Below are 20,496 nucleotides of genomic sequence, written 5' to 3' on the forward strand. Positions count from 1 at the left end.
AGATTACAAGGACGGAATCGGAGCTCTGGTCCTTTCCTGCGACCTTTGTCCTGATAACCGTGCGTCCCTAACGGGCCAGCGAGGCCAGCTCGGCCCGGGTGGCGGCGCCCACCTTGCGCAGCAGGTTGGCCACGTGGAACTTCACGGTGTTCTCGCTGATCGAGAGCTCGGCGGCGATGGCCTTGTTGCGCGCTCCCGACGCGACGAGAGCGAGCACGCCCTGCTCGCGCGGGCTCAGCCCCCACTCAGCGGCCGGGGCCAACGGAGCCAGCGGGGCATCGAGCGGTAGCGACACCGCGAGCTCGGAGCCCCAGCCGGCGGTGGCCTGCACACCGAAGGTGCCGCCGAGGGCGGCGACCCTGGCCGTGAGCGGGCCCACGCCGGGGGAGTCGGCGGTGAGGTTCCCGGCGCCGTCGTCGCGGATCTGGATGAGCAGGTTGCTGCCGTCGCAGTCCCACTGCACCCGCACCCGGCTGACCCCGGCCTGTTCCACCAGGGCGAGCACGGCCCCGCGCACGATGGCCCGGCCGGCATGGGCGACCTCGCCGGGCAGCGCCCGCCCGTTCGCCGGCGGTTCGACGAACTGCACGTCGAGGTCGCCGAAGCGCACGAGCGGCCGCAGGTCGTCCCGCAGCCGGGCGAAGGCTTCACCCACTGGCTCCTCGGCCAGCGACCTGTCCCGGTCGGAGACCGCCCGCAGGCTCACCATCGCGCTCGCGGCAAGGTCTGTCGCCGTCTGGCGGGCGGCCTCTGCGCTCACCGTGGGCGAGCGCAGAACGGCGAGTATCGACTCCAGGGCGGTCGAATGGGCATCCGTGAGGTCGGCGATGAGCTTGGCACGCTCGGCCGAGGCCGCCCGCGAGTCGAGCAGGTAGGCGGGGGCGGCCGCGGCCACCTGCTGGCGGATGCTCGTGGCCACGAGTTGCCACAGCCGGCCGGCCAGCGCGAGGGTCGACTCGGGGTCGGCCCGGCCGGCCGGGGTGAGCTCGGGATCGGTGAGCACCAGCAGGGCACCGGTACCGGCCAGCCACGCGGTGATCGGGCGGTCGGTGCCACCGATCACGGCTCGCAGACCCCACGGGTCGGCGGCTTCGGTGTTGAGGGACCGGCGTACGGCGTCCAGCTCGAGCAGGGTGACCTCGTCGATGATCGCCGGTTCGCCGGCCTTCTTCTGAGGCCGGCCGGTGCAGTCCTCCGTGAAGATCACCAGCGCGGTGTGCCCGATCAGCGGTTGCAGCAGCGCGGAGAAGCCGCCGGCAATGTCGAGGAGCGAGCTGGCCACGACAGCCTGCAGGGCATCGAGCAGCTCGATGGAACGGGGGTTGGTGATCGACTTCACCGAGTCAGCCTACCCGGATGCCCGCGGCCGGACCACCACGCCTACCCATCCGGGTAGGCTGGCTGCCCGTTCGGTGGGCCGCACGCGGGGGCGGGGGCGGCAATCATTGAGGGATGCTCCGCACCGAGACCGCCCGCACCGAGACCGCCAAGGTCGACCCCACCCGAGCCGAGGCCGCCAAGGTTGACCCCGCCCGAGCCGAGGCCGCCAAGGTTGACCCCGCCCGAGCCGAGGCCGCCAAGGTTGACCCCGCCCGCGCCGAGTCTGCCGGCGCCGTGACCGCCGGCACGGCGACATCGGCGGTACTCGCCAACGTGCAGTCGATCCTGGCCGAGAACACCACCGTGGCGCGCCGGCTGGCGGCGGATCCCGGTGCGGCCGCGAGCCTCGATGCCATGGCGGCGGGCATCGCCGCCGCCGACCGGGTCTTCGTGCTCGGCGCCGGCCGGTCCGGGCTGGCGTTGCGGATGACGGCGATGCGCCTCATGCATCTCGGCCTCGTCGTGCACGTGGTCGGCGACGTCACCACCCCGGCGATCACCGCCCAGGATGCCCTACTGGCGGCCAGCGGCTCCGGCAGCACCGCCGGAATCGTGCGCGCCGCCGAGACCGCGCATGCCGCCGGCGCGAGCGTTCTCGTGCTGACGACGGCGCCCGAGTCACCGCTGGCCGACCTGGCCGACGTCACCGTGGTGCTCCCCGCCGCCCAGAAACAGGATCACGGCGGCACCCGGTCCGTGCAGTACTCCGGCGCGCTGTTCGAGCAGTCGGTCCTCGTCGTCGGCGACGCCGTCTTCCACACCCTCTGGCAGGCATCCGGTGCCACGGCCGACGAGCTCTGGCCCCGGCACGCCAACCTCGAATAGCCCAGACCCCACTCTTTTCGAAGCACCCACCGACAACAGAAAGCAGATCCCATGAAGCTTCAGGTAGCAATGGACGTACTCACCACCGACGCCGCGCTCACCCTCGCCGGCCAGGTGGCCCCGTACGTGGACATCATCGAGCTCGGCACCCCGCTGATCAAGGCAGAGGGCCTCCGCGCTGTCACCGCGATCAAGCAGGCGCACCCCGACAAGATCGTCTTCGCCGACCTGAAGACCATGGATGCCGGTGAGCTCGAGGCCGACATCGCCTTCACCGCCGGCGCCGACCTGGTCACCGTGCTCGGCACGGCCGGCGACAGCACCATCGTGGGCGCCGTCGCGGCCGCCACCAAGCACGGCAAGGGCATCGTCGTGGACCTCATCGGCGTGGCCGACAAGGTCAGCCGGGCCCGCGAGGTGATCGCGCTCGGCGCCGTGTTCGTCGAGATGCACGCAGGCCTGGACGAGCAGGCCGAGGAGGGCTTCAGCCTCGAGACGTTGCTCAGCGCCGGCGAAACCGCTCAGGTGCCCTTCTCCCTGGCCGGCGGGGTTTCCACGGCCACCATCGCGGCCGTGCAGCGCGCCGGTGCCGAGGTGGCCGTCGCCGGTGGCGCCATCTACAGCGCGGCCGACCCGGCCGCCGCCGCCGCTGAGCTGCGCGCCGCCATCAGCTAGCAGCCGCAAGCCGCACCGCAAGCCGCACCGCAATCCACTATCGGCGAGTTGCGTCGAATATCCCCTGCAGCGCTACCGGAGGGGGTATTTGCGGCAAGTCGGCGCCCGCGCATCCGCACGACGTGCCGAAAAATGCCCTTCACGATGCGTGAAGGGGCATTTTGCGGCAACTCGGTGCAGCGGGCGGTCCGGCGGCGCGGATGCTGCGGATCCGGGCAGGTCAGCCCAGGAGCAGCTTGCCGAGCTGGTCGGTGGAGTGCACCACGGCGGTGGCCAGGGCGGCCTCCTCCGGGGAGCCGTAACCCCACTCGACGAGGATCGTGGGCACGCCGTTGGCGTTGGCGCCCTCGGCGTCGTAGACCCGGTCACCGACCATGACCACGGCGGAGGTGTCGACCCCGGCCGCGCTGAAGCGCACCAGGGCCTCCTCGACGATGTCGGCCTTGTTGCTGCGGGTCTCGTTCTCGGTGGCCCCGACCATGACCGTGAAGTACTGGGCCAGCTCGAAGTGCTCCAGGATCGCGATGGCGGTGTGCTCGGGCTTGCTCGTGGCCAGACCGAGAGGGATGCCGGCCTCGTGGATGCGTTCGAGCAGGCCGGCGACGCCCGGGTACACGGCGGTGTCCAGCGACGCGGGGCCCTGGTAGTCGGCGCGGTACACGGCGATGGCCTCGAGGGCCTCGTCGGGAGTCATGCCGGCGTATTCGACGAATGCGGCCAGGAGGGGCGGGCCGACGTACTTCATCAGCTCGGTGTCGGAGGGAATCGGTCGACCGAGCAGCGCGAACGTGCGGGCCAGCGAGTTGGTGATGGCCGGGGCGGAATCCGTGATGGTTCCGTCGAGGTCGAAGAGGATGGCGCTCCAGGTGCGCGTCAGGGTGGGGTTCACTCGCAACAGCTTAGGGCCGGGGTGCCCAAACCCTTGCATGTGAACCCTCACCAGAGCAGGTGCGACACACGCCGGCGTTCAGAAGAGCTTGGAGGCCGTGTCGTCGAGGCCGCGCATCGCGTCGTAGTCAAGCACCAGGCAGCGGATGCCGCGGTCCTCGGCCAGAGTGCGCGCCTGCGGCTTGATCTGCTGCGCGGCGAACACGCCGACGACGGGCGCCAGGTGTGGGTCGCGGTTCATCAGCTCGAGGTAGCGGGTGAGCTGTTCGACACCGTCGATGTCACCGCGGCGCTTGAGTTCGACGGCGACCGAGGCGCCCTGGGCATCCCTGGCCAGGATGTCGACGGGGCCGATCGCCGTCATGTATTCGCGACGCACCAGGGTGTGACCGTCGCCGAGCAGGTGGATGTGCTCGGCGAGCAGCTTCTGCAGGTGCGCCTCGACGCCGTCCTTGATCAGGCCGGGGTCGATACCGAGGTCGTGGGCGGAGTCGTGCTCCACCTCGTAAATGCTCACGATGAGCTGGTCGGCGGTCTTGGCGTGCGTCACGGTCCACAGCTCGGTGATACCGGCCTCGGCCTGCAGGTCGTCTGGCGTCGAGACGGCCAGGCTGCAGGGCGGGCTCATCCAGTTCAACGGCTTGTACGAGCCGCCGTCGGAGTGCACGAGCAGGCTGCCGTCGGACTTGACCATGAGCAGGCGGGTGGCCAGCGGCAAATGCGCGCTGAGTCGTCCTGCGTAGTCAACTGAACATTTTGCTATTACGAGGCGCACTGAACGAGCTTAACCGGCGGCAGGGGTGCGCGTGCGCTCGCGGGCGGCCGGGGCGGCCAGTCCGGCCAGGGCCATCAGCACCACGATCACGAACAGGGCGTTCAGGATGCCCACCTGCTCACCGATCAGGCCCAGCAACGGCGGCCCGACCAGGAACGCGAAATAGCCGATCATGGCGACGGCGCTGACCCGGGCGGCCGCGTTGGCGGTGTCGTCGGCCGCGGCCGACATGCCGACGGGGAAACCCAGCGACGCGCCAAGGCCCCACAGCACGGTGCCCACGACGAGCAGCCACACCGCCGGCGCGAGGATCACCAGCAGCAGCCCGGCCACGCCGAGCAGCGAGCAGGCGCGGAGCACGGGCACCCGGCCGAACCTGTCCAGCACCGGGCCGCCCGCCACCCGGCCCACCGTCATCGCCGACACGAACACCCCGAAGACCAGCGCGCCGGTGGCGTCGCTCTGCCCGCGCCCGTCAACCACGGCCAGGGCGAGCCAGTCGCTGGCCGAGCCTTCAGCGAAGGTCATTCCGAGCACGATCACCCCGATCATCAGGATGCTCGGGTCGCGCCACACGGCGAGGCTGTCGCGCATCCGTTCGGCCCAGTTCGGCCGCACCAGGGTGTGATCGGTGGGATCGCCGAGGGCGGGCCGCAGCGGCACGAACCGCACCGCGATCGCAGCCGCGGCCAGCGCGAGGACGGCGACGCCGGTGAGGTGCCAGCCCACCGACACGGTCAGGCCGGCGGCCGCGGCGCCGAGCAGCGCTCCGGCCACGGTGCCCAGGCTGAAGCAGGCGTGCAGCAACGGCATCAGCGTGACGCCGAGCTCACGTTCGACGGCGGCGCCCTCCACGTTCATCATCACGTCGGTGGAGCCCATGCCGAAGCCCACCAGGATCAGGGCGGTGAACGCGAGCGGCGCCGACCCCCACACCGACGCGGCGACGCCAACGAGGGCCAGCCCCGTCGAGGAGACCGCGATGCTCGCCACGATCGCCCGGCGGGCGCCGAACGCGGACAGCAGCCAGACCGCCGAGACCAGGCCGAGGATCGATCCGGCGGAAAGCCCGAAGATCAGCAGCCCCACCTCGTCGGTGCGGAGTGCCAGGCCGTCACGCACCGTGGGGATGCGGGACACCCACGAGGCCAGGCTGAGCCCGCTCACGAAAAACAACACAAAGATGGCGTTTCGCCACCCCACCGGTCCTCTGCTCACCTCTGTGTAATCGCATCACGTTGTTTACACACGTTCTCACCTCCTTGTTTACAACCGCTCTCATGACGTTGTTTACAACCTGTGTCGCCACGTTATGTACAACCAATCGCACGACGTTGATTACAGCCGGCGCAACTGCCCGGCCGACGAAGTCGGCAAGGACGTGTAGTCACGATCCGCCGGAAAATGCTCCTTCTCGTAGGTCTGATGTTTGTGGAGCCAGGCTGGTTTCGGGTCGCGGATTTTCGCTCCCTCGATTTGCCAGAGCGGGAAGGGTTCTTGGGCGGCGTCGGTGCGCATGGGCAGTGGGAAGTAGATGCTCTCGACTCCACTGAACGCGTCGAACATAGCGAATTCGGTCTCGGTGGTCACGACTTGGTAGGTCCCGACCAACGTCGTCGGGACCTTGATTCGGAGGCCGTGGAAGTAGAACTGCGGGTTGGCTCGCGTGATGACGACGTGGTCCGAGGAATCGCGCAACCGGCCACCATGCGGCACCTGCTGCGCGCCAGGCTCGGCGGGAATCGTTGTCTCCCTCAGATCGACACCTCCAAAGACAGCTACGCCCGACTGATCGGCGAGGGATTTGTCCCGGTACGAATCCGCTCGCGCCTGAAGCACGTCGTGGCTAATCGGGGTGCCATCGGCGGGGCGGTGTTCCGCGGCGTCCCAGGCCTGCCCGGGTGTCATCGATCCGGGCAGCGCCTGGTGCCGTCGGCGGTAGTTGTAATAGGCGCGGTAAGCAATGATCAGGGCGGTGAGCTGCTCCAGGGTATCGGGGGCGTTGGCATCGAGGAACCGCAAGATCGTTTGGTGGCTGCGTTCGTTCTTCCCCTGGGTCTGGGGGTGGCTTCCGCGCCCGGTGATGCCCAGACAGCCCCGGTCGGCGAGGAACCGTTCGGTGGCGGAGATGTTGCCGCGTCGGGCCTGGTTGAACGCAGTCCCGTTGTCGCTGAGTAGTTCTTTCGGAACCCCGTGGTCGGTGATGGCGGAACGAAGCGTGATGATGGCGTCGGTGCTGTTCTCCGGAGTGGCGAAGCACATCGTGCCGACGTCGAAGCGGGTGGAGTCGTCCAGCAGCTGGTAGACGGTGACCTTGGTGCCCAGCGCATTCGGGCCCTGCGCGTCGGCGAGACGGTACTCGAACGCGTCCAGCTGCCACATCTCCATCGCCGCGGCACGGGAGAACCGAAGCCAGGCCGTCCGTGGCCGTTTCCGCGGGTTCGCGTTCGTGACGCCGGATGAAGCGAGGATGCGGGCGATCGTCGCCACCGACGGGATGGGAGAAGCGAATTCGCCGGTGTCGATCCCGGTGAACCAGATTGATTTGGGCCCGTTGTCCCATCCTTCCTTCTTCAGTCGGGCGCGGATCCTCAGAACGATCTCGGTGGTCTTCTGGTCAAAGGTCCGCACCGGGTTCAGCGGCGCTGACGAGCGCGGATTCAGCGCCGTATTGCCCTCACGGAGGAATCGTCGCCGGATGTTGTAAAACGACGGACGGCTGATGTTCAGTCTTTGGCAGAACTCGGTAACGCTGGGCCCGTCGGCGGCAAGCGGGTCGTATTCAATGATCTGGCGGCGGACGGCGGGAGAAAGGGATCTAGGCACTCCCAATTATCAAAAACCACGTTCAGGGCGTGCTTCCTTGACCGCCGAACCTGTAATCAGGGTCGTGAGACATCCCGTAAAGAAGGTCCTGACACATGGTGACAACAACGTCGTGAGACAGGTTGTAAACACAGAGCTGAGACATCACATCCTCTGCTCACCTCCCCACGCTACCAAGCCCGCGAACCGTGAGCAGAGCCCCCAAAAACCCAGGAATTCGGTGCTTTGCTCACGGTTCGCGACGGGGTCAGGCGCCCAGGTGCACCCAGCGGGTGCCCCGGGCGCGCAGCGACAGCGTCACCGCGCGGGCGCCCAGGAAGCCGAAGGCGAACGCGGCCATCAGCCAGGCAAGCCCGTCGGGGCCGTCAGGGGCCCAGAGCAGCACGAGTCCGGCGAGGGGCACGAACGCGGCGAGGTTCACCAGGCCGGTCAGGGCGAGGTAGCGGGCGTCGCCGGCGCCGATCAGCACGCCGTCGAGCACGAAGACCAGGCCGCCGAGCGGCACGGACAGCCCGAGCACGATCAGCGTCGGTGGCAGCAGCGCCGTCACCTCGGCGGCGCCGGTGAACACGCCGCCGAGCACCCCACTCACGGCCACCAGGGCCAGGCCGAGCAACGCCCCACCGCCGATGCCCCATTCCAGGCACCGGCGCAGCACCTGCCTCACCTGCCGCTCGTCGCCGGCGCCGAGACCACGGCCCACCAGAGCCTGCGCGGCGATCGCGAGGGCGTCCAGGGCGAACGCCAGCGTGGCGAACAGGGTCATCGCGATCTGGAACGCCGCGAGCTCCGGTGAGCCAAGGCTGGTGGCCACGAACACCGCCAACAGCATGGCTGCGCGGAGGCTCGCGGTGCGCAGGAACAGCCAGCCGCCGCTTGTGGCCCCGCGGGCCAGGCCCGCGCGGTGCGGCCGCATCGGCGCCCGCTCGCGCCGGGCATGCCGCACGACGACGACCAGGTACACCGCCACCATCCCCCACTGGGCCAGCACCGTGCCCAGCGCCGACCCGACCAGGCCCAGGCCCAGGCCGTAGATGAACCAGAGGTTGAGCAGGATGTTGACCATGAAGCCGAGACCGGCGACCCAGAGCGGCGTGCGGGTATCCTGCAGGCCGCGCAACAGCCCGGTCGCGGCGAAAACCAGCAGCATCGCCGGCACGCCGAACATCGACAGGCCCAGGTAGTCGGCGGCGGCGCGGGTCACCGCGGTTTCGGCACCGAACGCGCCCACCAGGGCGGGCGTCGCGAACCAGCCGGCCACGGCGAGCACCAGGCCGAGGCCGAGCGCGAGCCACAGGCCATCCACCCCCACCGACACCGCGCGACGCCGATCACCGACCCCGAGCCAGCGGGCCACCGCGGGGGTGGTGCTGTAGGCGAGGAACACCATCAGCCCGATGATGGTCTGCAGGACCGCGCTGGCCAGGCCGAGGCCGGCCAGGGGCACCGCACCGAGGTGCCCGACCATGGCCGAGTCGGTGAGCAGGAACAGCGGTTCCGCGACGAGCGCGCCGAGGGCGGGCAGGGCCAGCCGGCGGATCTCGCGGTCGATGGGTTGGGGGCGTAGAAGTCTGATCACTCGACTCTAGTTATTTCGCCCCCGACCACCGAACTGGCACCCGTTCGGACAATTGCGCCCGGCGCACCGGCTGCAATTGTCCGCGACGGCAACAGTTGACGGCTTACGGCAGGATGACGAGCTTGCCGCGTGCGCCGGACTCGAAGTCGTCGAAGGCCTCTGCGACGTCTTCGAGGGCGTAGCTGCCCTGCACGGTCACCGAGGTACGTCCGGCGGCCAGGCTCTCGGCCAGGCTGGCCAGCACCTCGGCGGTGGGGTCGGCGAGGATCGGGACCACGGTCACGGTGTCGGTGGCGAGCTGGTCGGCCGAACCGATCAGGGTCGACACCAGGCGACCACCGGCGCGCAGAGCGGGCAGCACGGTCGCCGCGTCCCCGGCGAAGTGCAGCACGACGTCGACGCCGTCGGGGTGGGCGGCGAGTACGGCCGCGCTGAGGTTCTGGGTGTGGTCGACGACCTCGCTCGCGCCGAGCAGGCGCACCTGGGCGATGCCCAGAGCGGTGCGCGCGGTGGCGATCACCGTGGCGCCGGCTGCGGCGGCCAGCTGCACGGCCTGGTTGCCGACACCGCCGGTGGCGCCCACCACCAATACGGTGCTGCCGGGGGTGAGCTGGGCGGCATCCACGGCGGCCTGCGCTGCCGTGCCGGCCAGGCCCAGGGCGGCGCCACGGGCGAAGTCCACCTGATCCGGCAGCTTCGCCAGGCCCGTCGCAGTGGACACGACCACGAACTCGCCGAACGAGCCGTCGCCCAGGTGGGCCTTCGTGACGACGCCGAATACCCGGTCGCCCACGGCGTAGGCCGTGACGCCGTCGCCGAGGGCGTCCACGATGCCCGCGAAGTCCTTGCCCAGCACCACGGGGAACCGGTGCTCCATCAGGCCGTTGAGGTAGCCGGCGGCCACGGCCAGGTCGAATCCGTTGACGGATGCCGCATGAACGCGCACCCGCACCTCTCCTGCGGACGGCTGAGGGGTGTCGATCTCGCTCAGTTCGAGGGCGGAACCGAACTCGGGCAGGGTGATGACGCGCATGGGGACCTCCTGGGTCAGAGGCGACCCGTGTGGAGCGCCGTTCTGCTTATGCTCCCACGCCCGCCGCATCCGCCACCATGGCCCATGGTCCCATGACGCCGCGCCGCGCCGTGCCCGCCCCACCCCGTTGCGGTGAGGATTAGGCTGGGCGGATGACTGATCAGGTGACTGCATCCGGAATCGACACCGACGAACTCGACCCGGGCGTGCGCCCGCAGGACGATCTCTTCCGCCATGTGAACGGCAAGTGGATCGCACGCACCGAGATCCCGAACGACAAGGCCCGCTGGGGGTCGTTCTATCTGCTGGCCGAAGAGGCCGAGAAGGCCGTGCAGGAGATCATCCTCGAGGCGCAGACCGCCGCCGAGGGCACCGAGGAGCGCAAGTTCGGCGACATGTACGCCAGCTTCATGGACGAGGAGCGCATCGAGCAGCTCGGCGCCACCCCGCTCGCCGCCGACCTGGCCACGGTGGACGGCATCAGCAGCGTGCCGGTGTTCCTGGCCACCCTCGGCCGTCTCGAGAGGGCCGGCGTCGCGGGCACCTTCCAGCTCTACGTCGACAACGACCCGGGCAACCCCGAGCGCTACCTGGTCTTCGTCGAGCAGGCCGGCCTTGGCCTGCCGGACGAGTCCTATTACCGCGACGAGAGATTCGCCGATGTGCGCACCGCCTACCTCGCCTTCGTCGAACGGATGCTGACCCTCGCCGGCGTGCACGACGCGCCGGTGCGCGCCGGGCGCATCTTCGCCCTGGAAACCGAGCTCGCCAGCCACCACTGGGACAACGTTCGCACCCGCGACAGCGAGAAGACCTACAACCTCAAGACCTGGGACCAGCTGTCCGCGCTCGCCGCCGGCGCCGACCTCGACCTGTGGCTGGAGGGCCTGGACGCCCCCGCCGTGGCGTTTGCGGAGGTCGTCGTGCGCCAGCCGAGCTTCGTGGTCGGCCTGGCCGAGATGCTCACCGTCGACCGGCTCGACGCCTGGCGGGACTGGCTACGCTGGCAGGTCATCCGCTCGAGCGCGTCGTACCTGTCGAGCGATTTCGTGGAAGCGAACTTCGACTTCTACGGCCGCACCCTCACCGGCACCCCGCAGATGCGCGCCCGCTGGAAGCGCGGCGTCTCGCTCGTGGAGGGCTCGCTCGGCGAGGCCGTCGGCCGCATCTACGTCAACAGGCACTTCTCGCCGCACGCCAAGACCAGCATGGACGTGCTCGTCAAATACCTGGTCGAGGCCTACCGGGCCAGCATCACCGGCCTGGACTGGATGACGGAGGAGACCCGCGCACGCGCGCTGGAGAAGCTGGACAAGTTCACCCCCAAGATCGGTTTCCCGGTCAAGTGGCGCGATTACTCCAGCCTGGCCATCGAGCCCGGCGACCTGATCAAGAACGTGCGCGCCACCGGCGAGTTCGAGTTCCACCGGGAACTGGGCAAGATCGGCAACCCGCTGGACCGCGACGAGTGGTTCATGACCCCGCAGACCATCAACGCCTACTACAACCCCGGCTTCAACGAGATCGTCTTCCCCGCCGCCATCCTGCAGGTGCCGTTCTTCGACGTCAACCGGGACGCCGCCGCCAACTACGGTGCGATCGGCGCCGTGATCGGCCACGAGATCGGCCACGGCTTCGACGACCAGGGCTCCAAGTACGACGGCGACGGCCGGCTCACCGACTGGTGGAGCGAAGCCGACCGGGCCGCGTTCGAGCGGCGCACCGCGTCGCTGATCGAACAGTACGACGCTCTGCGGCCGGCCCAGGTGCCCGATCACCACGTCAACGGCGCGCTTACCATCGGTGAGAACATCGGTGACCTCGGCGGCCTGTCGATCGCCTGGAAGGCCTACCTGCTCTCTCTCGAGGGCGCCGAGCCGCCCGTCATCGACGGCCTCACCGGCGCCCAGCGGTTCTTTCTCTCCTGGGCGCAGGCCTGGCAGATGAAGCTGCGCGACGAGGAGGCCATCCGCCTGCTCGCGATCGACCCGCACTCGCCGAACGAGTTTCGCTGCAACCAGATCGTGCGCAACATCGACGAGTACTACACGGCGTTCAACGTGACCGAGACGGATGCCGCGTGGCTCGCTCCTGAGAAGCGCGTCACGATCTGGTAGCGGCCCGGCCATGCCTCGCAGCCCGTGGGTTAGGGTGTTCGCGGGGGCTCAACAGCACCGATAGTCAGAGGAAATCGAGAGCAGTGGTCGCGCCAGCACAGGAATCCGAACGGCGGTCCCGGCACGCTGTCGCGCGTGGTGGGAAGCACCGGCAGTCCGCGGTGCCGTCCAGCTTCGAACGCGGCTTCCACTCCCTCGGCGAGCTCGCCATGGGGGGTGCCCAGGTGTCCGCGCGGGCGACCGACCTGGCCACCGGGCGGGTGCTGTTCTCGGTCGACGACCACGTCGTGATGCCCACCGCCGGCATCGGCACCGTGCTGCTGCTCATCGAGGTGGCGTCACGGCTGCGCGACGCCGACTTCGGCGCGTACACCATCCTCGACCGCACCCCGCGGGACTCGGTGGACGGCTCCGGACTTTGGCAGCACCTGCAAGCCCCGTCGCTGCCGGTGGCCGACCTGGCCGCGCTGGTGGGCGCCACCAACGACAACCTGGCCACCAATGTGCTGCTGCGCGCTGTGGGCCTGGAGGCCGTGCGCCGACGCACCGAGGAGCTCGGCCTGTCCGGCACCGGCCTGCTCGACCTCGTGCGCGACAGCCGAGGCCCCGACGACGCCCCCAACCTGTCGATCGGCAGCGCCCGCGAGCTCACCTGGCTGTTCACGGCGTTGGCGCGCGGTGAGATCCTCGACGACGACGGCAGCGAACGGGTGCTCGGCTGGTTGTCGCTGAACTCGGACCTGTCGATGGTGGCCAGCGCGTTCGGGTTCTCGCCACACGCGCACCGGGGGCCCTCGCACGGGGTGCTGCTGGTGAACAAGACCGGCTGTGACAACGGGGTGCGCAGCGAGGCGGGCGTGTTGCGCGGCCCGCGCGCCGGCGTCGCCTACGCCGTGTCGATCTTCTTCGACGACCACAACCTCTCCTCGCGCCTCTCGGTGCTCGACGGCATGCGCTCGGTCGGTCTCGACCTCCTCGAATACGTGCACTAGCCCCCTGCCCCCTCCGCGAACTGTGACTTAAGCACCTAAAAACCCGAAACTAGGGGGCTTTTCTCACGGCTCGTGGATGGGTCGGGCCTAACGGGCGCGCTCGTTGCGACCGGCGGCCTCGGCGGCGTCGCGGATGCGGGCCGCCCGGGTCTCGGGGCGTTTGGCGAGCACGATCCACTCCAGGATGGCGCGGCGCGGGGAGCGCGGGAACGCGTCCCAGTTCGCCCGGGCGCCGTCGGTCGCGGCCAGGGCCTCGGCCAGGTCGGGCGGCACGATCAGGTCCTCCACCTCGTCTAGGCGGGTCCAGGAGCCGTCCATTTCGGCCGCGCGCATCGCGGCCTCCCCGGCCGGGCGCAGCAACCCCTCCGCGCGCAATCGCTCGATCCGCTGCTTGTTCGGTCGTGACCACGAGCTGCCGCGCCGGCGTGGGGCGAAGTAGAGCATGGTGCGCGTCTCGTCGAGCCGGGCCCCTTTGCTGTCCACCCACCCCACGGCGAGGGCCTCGAGCACCGCGTCCTCGTAGGTGAGCACCGGCATCCCGGCGCCCTGGCGCCAGGTGACCAGCCAGACACCCGTCCTCACGGTGTGGTTCTCCGCCAGCCACCGGCGCCAGGCGGCCCGGTCGTCCGGCTGCACCCGCTCAGCATCCGTGTTCACGCCGACGAGCATACCCGCGCCCGCAACGAGGATTCGCCCATTTTCGCTAGTCGAGACCCCCATCCGACTCGTAGAAATGGGCCACTCAGATTGTCCCCTCGGAGCGGTCTACCGCACGTGTCGGAGGGCCGCGTTCTGATGACTGGCCCGTATCGGCCAATCCGGATGCCCGTCCGACTAGCAGGAATGGGCGAGCCATGATCACTGCTCGCGAGTAGTCTCGTCGCATGAGCGACCAGACCACCGCGCTGAGCGTGGAGCGCAACGGCATCAACTCGATCGATCAGAGCGAGCACAAGGGGCATCCGAGGGATCTGTTCTGGCCGTGGTTCGCGGCCAATGTGTCGGTGCTCGGGGTCAGCTACGGGTCGTTCCTGCTCGGCTTCGGCATCTCGTTGTGGCAGGCCACCCTGGTGGGACTGACCGGCATCGTGGTGTCGTTCCTGTTCTGCGGCTTCATCGCCCTGGCCGGCAAGCGGGGACACGCCCCCACCATGACGCTCAGCCGGGCGGCCTTCGGGGTCAACGGCAATCGGGTGCCCTCCGCCATCTCCTGGCTGCTCACCGTGGGCTGGGAGACCGTGCTCGCCTCGCTGGCGGTCCTGGCGACCGCCACGGTGTTCCGGGAGCTCGGCGGGGCGGGCGGTGATGCGACCAAGGTCGTCGCGCTGATCGTGGTGGCCGCCCTGATCGTGGCCGGTGGCATCATCGGCTTCGACTTCATCATGAAACTGCAGATGTGGATCACCATCGTCACCGGTGTGCTCACCGTGGTCTACATCGTGCTCACTTTCGGCCAGATCGACGGTGCCACCCTGGCGGCGATCCCGGCCGGCGGGGCGCCCCAGGTGATCGGCGCGCTGGTGTTCATGATGACCGGCTTCGGCCTGGGCTGGGTGAACGCCGCCGCCGACTACTCCCGATACCTGCCCCGCACGGCGTCGAGCGCCGGCGTGGTCGGCTGGACCACCTTCGGCGCCTCGCTCGCGCCGATCATCCTGCTCGTGTTCGGCCTGCTGCTGGCCGGCTCGTCGCCCGAGCTCAGCGCGGCGATCGCCCTGGACCCGATCGGTGCGCTGACCACCATCCTGCCGGTCTGGTTCCTCATCCCGTTCGCGCTCACCGCGGTTCTCGGCCTGGTCGGCGGTGCCGTGCTGGACATCTACTCCTCCGGCCTGGCCCTGCTCAGCACGGGCCTGCGCGTACCCAGGTTCGTGGCCGCCGGCATCGACGGGGTGCTCATGGTGCTCGGTGCGATTTACGTGGTGTTCTTCGCGGCCGACTTCCTCGGCCCCTTCCAGGGCTTCCTGATCACCCTCGGAGTGCCCGTGGCCGCCTGGTGCGGCATCTTCATGGCCGACGTGTTGATGCGCCGCACCGGCTACTCGGCGAAGGACCTCTTCGACCCCGCCGGACGGTACGGCAACGTGCGGGTCCTCGCGATCGTGCTCATCGCGCTGGGCTCCGTGATCGGCTGGGGCATGGTCACCAACGGCTTCGCCGGCTGGCTGGCCTGGCAGGGCTACCTGCTCGAACCCTTCGGGCTGGGCGGCAAGGAGGGCGACTGGGCCTTCGCCAACCTCGGCGTGCTCGTGGCCCTGGTGATCGGTTTCGGCGGCACCTGGCTCTTCGGCCGTGGCACCGTGCGCCGCCAGGAGGCATTACCGCTGGCCGACGGCGACCACCTGACCGACGAGCTGGATGCGGCGGCCCGGGCATGAACCTCGGCTCCTGGCTGGTGCTGATCGACCTGCAGCGCATCTTCGGTGAGCCGGCGAGCCACTGGTTCACCCCGCGGTTCGCCGACGCGGCGGCCGGCGCCGTACGGCTGCGCGAACTCTTCCCCGGCCGCACCGCGCTCACCCGGTTCCTGGCACCGGAGACCCCGGCGGGCGCCTGGGTGCCGTACTACCAGCAGTGGCCGTTCGCCCTGGATCCCGCCAACGCCGACCTCTACGACCTGGTGCCGGCGCTGCCGCCCGGTGACGCCGTGCTGATCGACCGACCCACCTTCGGTAAATGGGATGCCGCCACCCGGGCGGCCCTCGGCGACGCCAGCGACATCATCCTCGCCGGGGTCTCCACCGACTGCTGCGTGTTGTCAACGGCCCTGGCCGCGGCCGACGACGGCGTGCGGGTGCGGGTGGTGGCGGATGCCTGCGCCGGGCTCAGCGACGCCGACCACCGGCGCGCCCTCGACGTGATGGCGTTGTACGGACCGCTGATCGAGATCACCACCGTCGAGGAGATCCTCGCCGAACGAGGGCTCGGCCGGTGAAACCGGCCTCGGGCCCTCGACCGGCCGGCCAGCCGGATCGCGCGCTCGGCGCGCTCACCGGTCTGGCCATCGGCGACGCCCTGGGCATGCCCAGCCAGATGATGTCGCGCCCCGAGGTGCTGCGCCGGTTCAACGGACGCGGCGTCACCGGGTTCGAGCCCGCGGCCGACGACCATCCGCTGGCCGCCGGCATGCCCGCAGGGTCGGTCACCGACGACACCGAACAGGCCCTGCTGCTGGCCTGGACCCTGGTGGCAGGGGCGGGTCATCTGGACACCGCCGACTACGCCAGGTCGCTGCTGGACTGGGAGCGGGCGATGCGGGCCAAGGGTTCGCTGGACCTGCTGGGCCCGTCCACCCGCGGCGCCCTGGCCCGCATTCTGGCGGGGGAGTCCACGGCCGAGTCCGGCAGGTTCGGGGTGACCAACGGTGCCGCGATGCGGGTGGCGCCGGTGGGCGTCATGATGCCAGCTGACGACCTGCCGGCCCTGGTGGACCGGGTGGTGGAGAGCGCGCTCGCCACCCACAACACCGGAGTGGCCATAGCCGGCGCCGCCGCGGTGGCAGCCGCCGTGAGCGCCGCGATCGACGGCGCGTCCGTGGCCGAGGCGACCGAGCTGGCCATCGAGACGGCCCGGCTCGGCGCCACACGCGGGTTCTGGGTGGCCGCCGGGCAGGTGGCACCGCGTATCCGCTGGGCGGTGGGACTGATGGATGCCCGCCGGCCGGGGGAGTCGCTCGACCTGGTCTACGAACTCGTCGGGACCAGCCTGGCCAGCCAGGAGTCGGTGCCGGCGGCCTTCGCCGTGCTGGCCCTGTACCCGGATGACCCGTGGCGGGCCTGCCTGGCCGCCGCGTCCCTCGGCGGCGACAGCGACACCATCGCCGCGATGGCCGGCGCGATCGGCGGCGCCGTGCACGGGGTTTCCGGATTTCCCGTTGAGGCGGTTGGCACGGTTCGCCGGGTGAACGACCTGGACCTGGCGCCGGTCACCGCGGCGCTGCTGGCGCTGCGCCCACCGGGCCGGTGACCGCAGTGACGGCCGGCCCTGTGCACCCGGCGGCCGGCCCGATCCACCGGCTGGTCAGCTTCGGCACCGTACTGGTCGACCTCGTCTGCGTCGTTCCCGGCCTGCCGGAGCCGGGCGGCGACGTGTTCGGCTCGAGCGGCGCTCTCGTGGCCGGCGGCGGTTTCACCGCCATGGCGGCCGCCCGGCGCGGGGGCCTTCGCACCCTGCACGCCGGCACCACCGGCACCGGCCCGTTCGGCGACCTGGCCAGGGCCGCGCTCGCCACCTCCGGCATCGAAACGGTCCTGGCCCCGGTTGTCGGTCTCGACACCGGCGTCTGCGTCGTGCTGGTGGATGCGAGCGGTGAACGGACCTTCGTGACGATGCCGGGCGCGGAGGGCCGGTTTGAGCCGGCGTGGCGTGCCCAGGTTCCGGTGCGGCCGACCGACGCGGTGCTCGTGTCCGGTTACGGCCTGGTGCACCCGGTGACCCGGCGCACCGTCCTGGCCGTGCTCGCCGGGCTGCCGGACCGGGCCACGCTCGTCGTCGACCCCGGTCCGCTGGGTCACGAACTGGATCCCGCCGCCCGCGAGGCACTGTTCGCACGGGCCGACTGGTTCACCTGCAACGACCGGGAGGCGACCCTGCTCACCGGGCACACCGACCCCGCCCTCGCGGCGTCGGCGCTCGCCGAGCAGCTGGCCAGGGCCGCACCGGGCCTGGATGCGCCTAGTCGCCAGGGCGCTCACGCGGTCGTGCGGATCGGCGCGGCGGGCTGCATCCTCGCCGGTACCGGTGCCATGCCGGTCCTGGTGGGCGCGGCGCCCGCGTCCGTCGTCTCAACCAACGGGGCCGGCGATGCCCACACCGGGGCCTTGGTGAGCGCGTTGGCGGCCGGCCGGCCTCCCCTCGCTGCCCTTCGGCAGGCCAATGCCGACACCCGGGATTTCCTCAACCGGCGGGAGTCGAACTCCTGACGGTGCCGTCCTGAAGTTGACGGACCACAACGGGGTCAGGCCGCACGTATCGCCCCCGCGTCCCGTCAGGAGGCTCAGCATCGGCAAGCTCATCCACGACGGCATCGAGGTTGAGTTCGAGGCCGAACCTGCGCCGCAGCGGGCCTGGGCCGGGGTCAGAGGGTCGCGTCGTAGGCGTGTTTGAGCCACGCGGCCACCTCGGAGTCGACCTGGCTGGCCGCGGTGAGTGGAATCCGCCCCGGGAAGTCCGCCCCGAGCTTTGTGGTCGGCCGCAACCGGGTGCTGGGTGCAGCCGCCGGAATGGCGATCCGTAGTCCCAGGTCGACCCGGTGCCTGGTGCTCGGCTGCACCACCGCGAAGGTGCGCTGCGGCCCTGACAACGCCACATGGGTGGTGCGGGTCTGGATGCTCACCTCGTCCAGGTCTCCGGCGTACAACAGCACGGCATCCAGGATCGGCCGCAGCGACGGGCGGTCGGCGTACTGCGCGTCGATCAGCTCATCGGCGGCTCGCACCGTGGAGTCCGGGTAGCCGAACGTCTCGTGCACGAGCAGCGCGCGTGGATAGCCGCTGACCCCCTCGGTGCCGAGCCACTCGCGCAGTGCCGCCTCGGTGGGCGGGTCGAGATCCCGGATGCGGGCGAGCCAGTGCTCCAGACCGCTCCCGGTGGCATTCTGCAACTGGCCGATCTCCCAGAGCCGGATGTGGTCCCAGGGAAGCGGCACATGGTCGGTCATGCAGGCAGGGTACGCCCGCTCCCGCACTCCCGCACTCCCGCTAGCCGTGAGACAAGCCCCGAAAACTCGCCTTCTGAGGGGCTTTTCTCCCGGTTCGCGAGTCAGTCGATGCGCCCGGCGGCGTGCAGGAGGTGGAGGACTTCGACGCCGGCGGGTGGGCAGCGGTGCGCGTCCGCGGAGGTGGCCCAGTGCAGGGCGCTCACCTCGGCGCTCGCCGTCGGCTCTTCGGCGGTCTCAGCGGCGAATACCACCATCCGCACCAGCCGGCCCTCGGGTTCGCCGTGGGCCTGGATCAGCACCGTGAACAACGGTTCGAGGGCGGCGGGGTCCAGGCGGAGCGTCACCTCCTCCCAGGCTTCCCGAGCGGCGGCATCCGCCTCGCTCTCGCCGGAGTCGATCTTGCCGCCGGGCATGAACCACACGTCGCGGCCACGGGCGGTAACCATGAGCACCCGGCGGTCGCGGATGAGGGCGACGGCCGCGACCAGGATGTCGGCGTGCCCGGCGTGCACCGACACGACGTCGTCACCGCGGGCGCCGGCCACGGAGCCGGCGACGCCACCCAGGTCAGGTGTCGGCGCGTCGCTCACGCGCGGGCGAAGGCCGACGCGACCCGCACCTGCTCGTTCGTCGGCCGCACGCCGGTGTAGCGCTCGAACTGTTCGGCGGCCTGCAGGGCGATCACTTCGGCTCCGGTGATGACAGTCTTGCCGGCCGCGCGGGCCGCGAGGATCAGCGGCGTCTCGGCGGGCAGGGCCACGACGTCGAAGACGGTGTCAGCGGCGGCGATGGCTGCGGCCGTGAACGCCGACTCGGTGGACTGCGCGCCGCCGGCCATGCCGATCGGAGTGACGTTCACCAGCAGCGGCGCGGTGGCGTCGCCCGGTTCGGCCAGCCAGGCGTAGCCGACCTCGTCGGCCAGCGCCCGGCCGCGGGTCTCGTTGCGGGCCACGATGGTGCCGGCGGCGAAGCCGGAGTCGCGCAGGGCCGCCGCGACGGCCTTGGCCATGCCGCCGGAGCCGCGCAGCAGGAACGGGGTGGCCGGGTCCAGCCGGTTGCTCTTCAGCAGGTCGGCCGCGGCGATGTAGTCGGTGTTGTACGCACGCAGGTAGCCGTCGTCGTTCACGATGGTGTTCACCGACTGGATGGCCGTGGCCGAGGCGTCGAGTTCGTCGACGAGGGCGATGACATCCTCTTTGAACGGCATCGACACCGAGCAGCCCCGGATGCCCAGCGCCCGCACCCCGGCGATCGCGCCGGCCAGGTCAGTGGAGGTGAACGCCTTGTAGACGAAGTCCAGGCCGAACTGTTCGTAGAGGTAGTTGTGGAACCGGGTGCCGAAGTTGCTCGGCCGGGCGGCCAGCGAGATGCAGAGCCGGGTGTCCTTGTTCAGCGGGGGCTTGGTGGGTGTCGCACGCGGGGGGATCGTTGAGTCAGTCATCGTCTCCAATGCTACGGCCCCCCCGGTTCACACCCGGGCGGGCCGTAGATCACGCATCGTGGGAAGGCGGGCGCCGCGTCAGCAGCACCGGCCCTGCGGGTTGGTGTCCTGCCGATCGGTCTGGTCGCGCCAGAACTCCCGTTCGGTCAGCACGGGCACCTGGGCATCCGTGCCGTGCACCGACTCGTGGTGCGCCAGGTACTTCTCGTAGGCATCCTCACCCATGACCGCCCTGACGTACCAGGCGAGCCCGGCCGCGGCCGAGCGCACCGCGGTGGCCACGCCCATCAGCGCACGCCCATCAGT

At 70.3% G+C, this 20,496-nt stretch carries 20 protein-coding genes; 8 read left to right on the top strand and 12 right to left on the bottom strand.

From position 1 onward, the window contains the following. Positions 1–67: 67 nt before the first annotated feature. Positions 68–1,339 (bottom strand): LuxR C-terminal-related transcriptional regulator, encoded by a 1,272-nt coding sequence (locus BJQ95_RS00370; RefSeq protein ID WP_240694753.1) that lies wholly within the window; start codon positions 1,337–1,339, stop codon positions 68–70. Between the two features lie 275 nt (positions 1,340–1,614). On the opposite strand from BJQ95_RS00370, the gene hxlB reads away from it, so the two are divergent. Both hxlB and hxlA read left to right on the top strand, forming a co-directional pair. Beyond that, positions 1,615–2,205 carry a 6-phospho-3-hexuloisomerase gene (hxlB, locus tag BJQ95_RS00375; RefSeq protein ID WP_370688402.1) on the top strand — a complete coding sequence of 197 codons (591 nt, stop codon included), beginning with the start codon at positions 1,615–1,617 and terminating at the stop codon, positions 2,203–2,205. Positions 2,206–2,256: 51 nt separating this feature from the next. Continuing rightward, a complete protein-coding gene (hxlA, locus tag BJQ95_RS00380) occupies positions 2,257–2,880 on the top strand; it encodes a 3-hexulose-6-phosphate synthase (protein ID WP_130177826.1) in 624 nt (207 codons plus the stop codon). A 220-nt stretch (positions 2,881–3,100) separates the two neighbouring features. On the opposite strand, the gene BJQ95_RS00385 is transcribed toward hxlA, so the two are convergent. The 6 genes from BJQ95_RS00385 to BJQ95_RS00410 form a co-directional block, all read right to left on the bottom strand. Further along, a complete protein-coding gene (locus BJQ95_RS00385) occupies positions 3,101–3,769 on the bottom strand; it encodes an HAD hydrolase-like protein (protein ID WP_240694754.1) in 669 nt (222 codons plus the stop codon). 78 nt (positions 3,770–3,847) lie between these two features. Further along, positions 3,848–4,543, bottom strand: a complete 696-nt coding sequence (gene nucS / locus BJQ95_RS00390) for an endonuclease NucS (RefSeq protein WP_130177828.1) — start codon at positions 4,541–4,543, stop codon at positions 3,848–3,850. Positions 4,544–4,552: 9 nt separating this feature from the next. Further along, positions 4,553–5,761, bottom strand: coding sequence for an MFS transporter (locus BJQ95_RS00395; protein WP_130177829.1), 1,209 nt, complete (start codon positions 5,759–5,761; stop codon positions 4,553–4,555). A 120-nt stretch (positions 5,762–5,881) separates the two neighbouring features. Next, positions 5,882–7,369, bottom strand: a complete 1,488-nt coding sequence (locus BJQ95_RS00400; protein ID WP_240694581.1) for an integrase core domain-containing protein — start codon at positions 7,367–7,369, stop codon at positions 5,882–5,884. A 247-nt stretch (positions 7,370–7,616) separates the two neighbouring features. After that, entirely contained in the window at positions 7,617–8,948 is a 1,332-nt protein-coding gene (locus BJQ95_RS00405; RefSeq protein WP_240694601.1) for an MATE family efflux transporter, read from the bottom strand. A 103-nt stretch (positions 8,949–9,051) separates the two neighbouring features. Beyond that, the gene (locus tag BJQ95_RS00410) at positions 9,052–9,981 is read right to left on the bottom strand and encodes an NADP-dependent oxidoreductase (protein ID WP_130176433.1); all 930 of its coding nucleotides are present in this window, start codon (positions 9,979–9,981) and stop codon (positions 9,052–9,054) included. Between the two features lie 152 nt (positions 9,982–10,133). On the opposite strand from BJQ95_RS00410, the gene BJQ95_RS00415 reads away from it, so the two are divergent. Continuing rightward, the gene (locus BJQ95_RS00415; protein WP_130176432.1) at positions 10,134–12,098 is read left to right on the top strand and encodes a M13 family metallopeptidase; all 1,965 of its coding nucleotides are present in this window, start codon (positions 10,134–10,136) and stop codon (positions 12,096–12,098) included. A gap of 83 nt (positions 12,099–12,181) precedes the next feature. Then, positions 12,182–13,090: a serine hydrolase gene (locus tag BJQ95_RS00420; RefSeq protein WP_130176431.1), complete on the top strand. Its 909-nt coding sequence runs from the start codon at positions 12,182–12,184 to the stop codon at positions 13,088–13,090. Between the two features lie 87 nt (positions 13,091–13,177). Here the strand turns inward: BJQ95_RS00420 and BJQ95_RS00425 are convergent, their stop codons facing one another. Beyond that, positions 13,178–13,747 carry a YdeI family protein gene (locus BJQ95_RS00425; RefSeq protein WP_240694600.1) on the bottom strand — a complete coding sequence of 190 codons (570 nt, stop codon included), beginning with the start codon at positions 13,745–13,747 and terminating at the stop codon, positions 13,178–13,180. Positions 13,748–13,974: 227 nt separating this feature from the next. On the opposite strand from BJQ95_RS00425, the gene BJQ95_RS00430 reads away from it, so the two are divergent. From BJQ95_RS00430 to BJQ95_RS00445, 4 genes are read left to right on the top strand one after another with little or no spacing between them, the layout of a single operon-like run. Continuing rightward, the gene (locus BJQ95_RS00430; protein ID WP_130176430.1) at positions 13,975–15,468 is read left to right on the top strand and encodes a cytosine permease; all 1,494 of its coding nucleotides are present in this window, start codon (positions 13,975–13,977) and stop codon (positions 15,466–15,468) included. Next, positions 15,465–16,025, top strand: a complete 561-nt coding sequence (locus BJQ95_RS00435; RefSeq protein ID WP_130176429.1) for a cysteine hydrolase family protein — start codon at positions 15,465–15,467, stop codon at positions 16,023–16,025. Before BJQ95_RS00430 ends, BJQ95_RS00435 begins: the two co-directional genes overlap by 4 nt. Next, positions 16,022–17,056: an ADP-ribosylglycohydrolase family protein gene (locus tag BJQ95_RS00440; RefSeq protein ID WP_240694599.1), complete on the top strand. Its 1,035-nt coding sequence runs from the start codon at positions 16,022–16,024 to the stop codon at positions 17,054–17,056. The genes BJQ95_RS00435 and BJQ95_RS00440 overlap by 4 nt, the downstream gene beginning before the upstream one ends. Then, the gene (locus BJQ95_RS00445) at positions 17,053–18,012 is read left to right on the top strand and encodes a PfkB family carbohydrate kinase (protein WP_130176428.1); all 960 of its coding nucleotides are present in this window, start codon (positions 17,053–17,055) and stop codon (positions 18,010–18,012) included. Before BJQ95_RS00440 ends, BJQ95_RS00445 begins: the two co-directional genes overlap by 4 nt. Before the next feature lie 155 nt (positions 18,013–18,167). Here the strand turns inward: BJQ95_RS00445 and BJQ95_RS00450 are convergent, their stop codons facing one another. From BJQ95_RS00450 to BJQ95_RS00465, 4 genes are all read right to left on the bottom strand, one after another. After that, a complete protein-coding gene (locus BJQ95_RS00450) occupies positions 18,168–18,749 on the bottom strand; it encodes a DUF5655 domain-containing protein (protein WP_130176427.1) in 582 nt (193 codons plus the stop codon). A 101-nt stretch (positions 18,750–18,850) separates the two neighbouring features. Further along, complete coding sequence (locus BJQ95_RS00455; protein ID WP_240694598.1) at positions 18,851–19,339, bottom strand: NUDIX domain-containing protein; 489 nt, start codon at positions 19,337–19,339, stop codon at positions 18,851–18,853. Further along, positions 19,336–20,190 carry a shikimate 5-dehydrogenase gene (locus BJQ95_RS00460; RefSeq protein WP_130176426.1) on the bottom strand — a complete coding sequence of 285 codons (855 nt, stop codon included), beginning with the start codon at positions 20,188–20,190 and terminating at the stop codon, positions 19,336–19,338. The genes BJQ95_RS00455 and BJQ95_RS00460 overlap by 4 nt, the downstream gene beginning before the upstream one ends. A gap of 78 nt (positions 20,191–20,268) precedes the next feature. Continuing rightward, on the bottom strand, positions 20,269–20,478 hold the full coding sequence (locus BJQ95_RS00465) for a YbdD/YjiX family protein (RefSeq protein ID WP_130176425.1): 210 nt from the start codon (positions 20,476–20,478) through the stop codon (positions 20,269–20,271). Positions 20,479–20,496 lie beyond the last annotated feature (18 nt).

The organism is Cryobacterium sp. SO1, assembly GCF_004210215.2.
GTDB lineage: Bacteria > Actinomycetota > Actinomycetes > Actinomycetales > Microbacteriaceae > Cryobacterium.

Bases quoted from the DNA above. Each gene is read 5' to 3' on its own strand.
- BJQ95_RS00435 (WP_130176429.1), top strand. From the start codon at position 15,465: ATGAACCTCGGCTCCTGGCTGGTGCTGATCGACCTGCAGCGCATCTTC.
- BJQ95_RS00430 (WP_130176430.1), top strand. From the start codon at position 13,975: ATGAGCGACCAGACCACCGCGCTGAGCGTGGAGCGCAACGGCATCAAC.
- BJQ95_RS00410 (WP_130176433.1), bottom strand. From the start codon at position 9,981: ATGCGCGTCATCACCCTGCCCGAGTTCGGTTCCGCCCTCGAACTGAGC.
- hxlA (WP_130177826.1), top strand. From the start codon at position 2,257: ATGAAGCTTCAGGTAGCAATGGACGTACTCACCACCGACGCCGCGCTC.
- BJQ95_RS00415 (WP_130176432.1), top strand. From the start codon at position 10,134: ATGACTGATCAGGTGACTGCATCCGGAATCGACACCGACGAACTCGAC.
- BJQ95_RS00460 (WP_130176426.1), bottom strand. From the start codon at position 20,190: ATGACTGACTCAACGATCCCCCCGCGTGCGACACCCACCAAGCCCCCG.
- BJQ95_RS00450 (WP_130176427.1), bottom strand. From the start codon at position 18,749: ATGACCGACCATGTGCCGCTTCCCTGGGACCACATCCGGCTCTGGGAG.
- BJQ95_RS00465 (WP_130176425.1), bottom strand. From the start codon at position 20,478: ATGGGCGTGGCCACCGCGGTGCGCTCGGCCGCGGCCGGGCTCGCCTGG.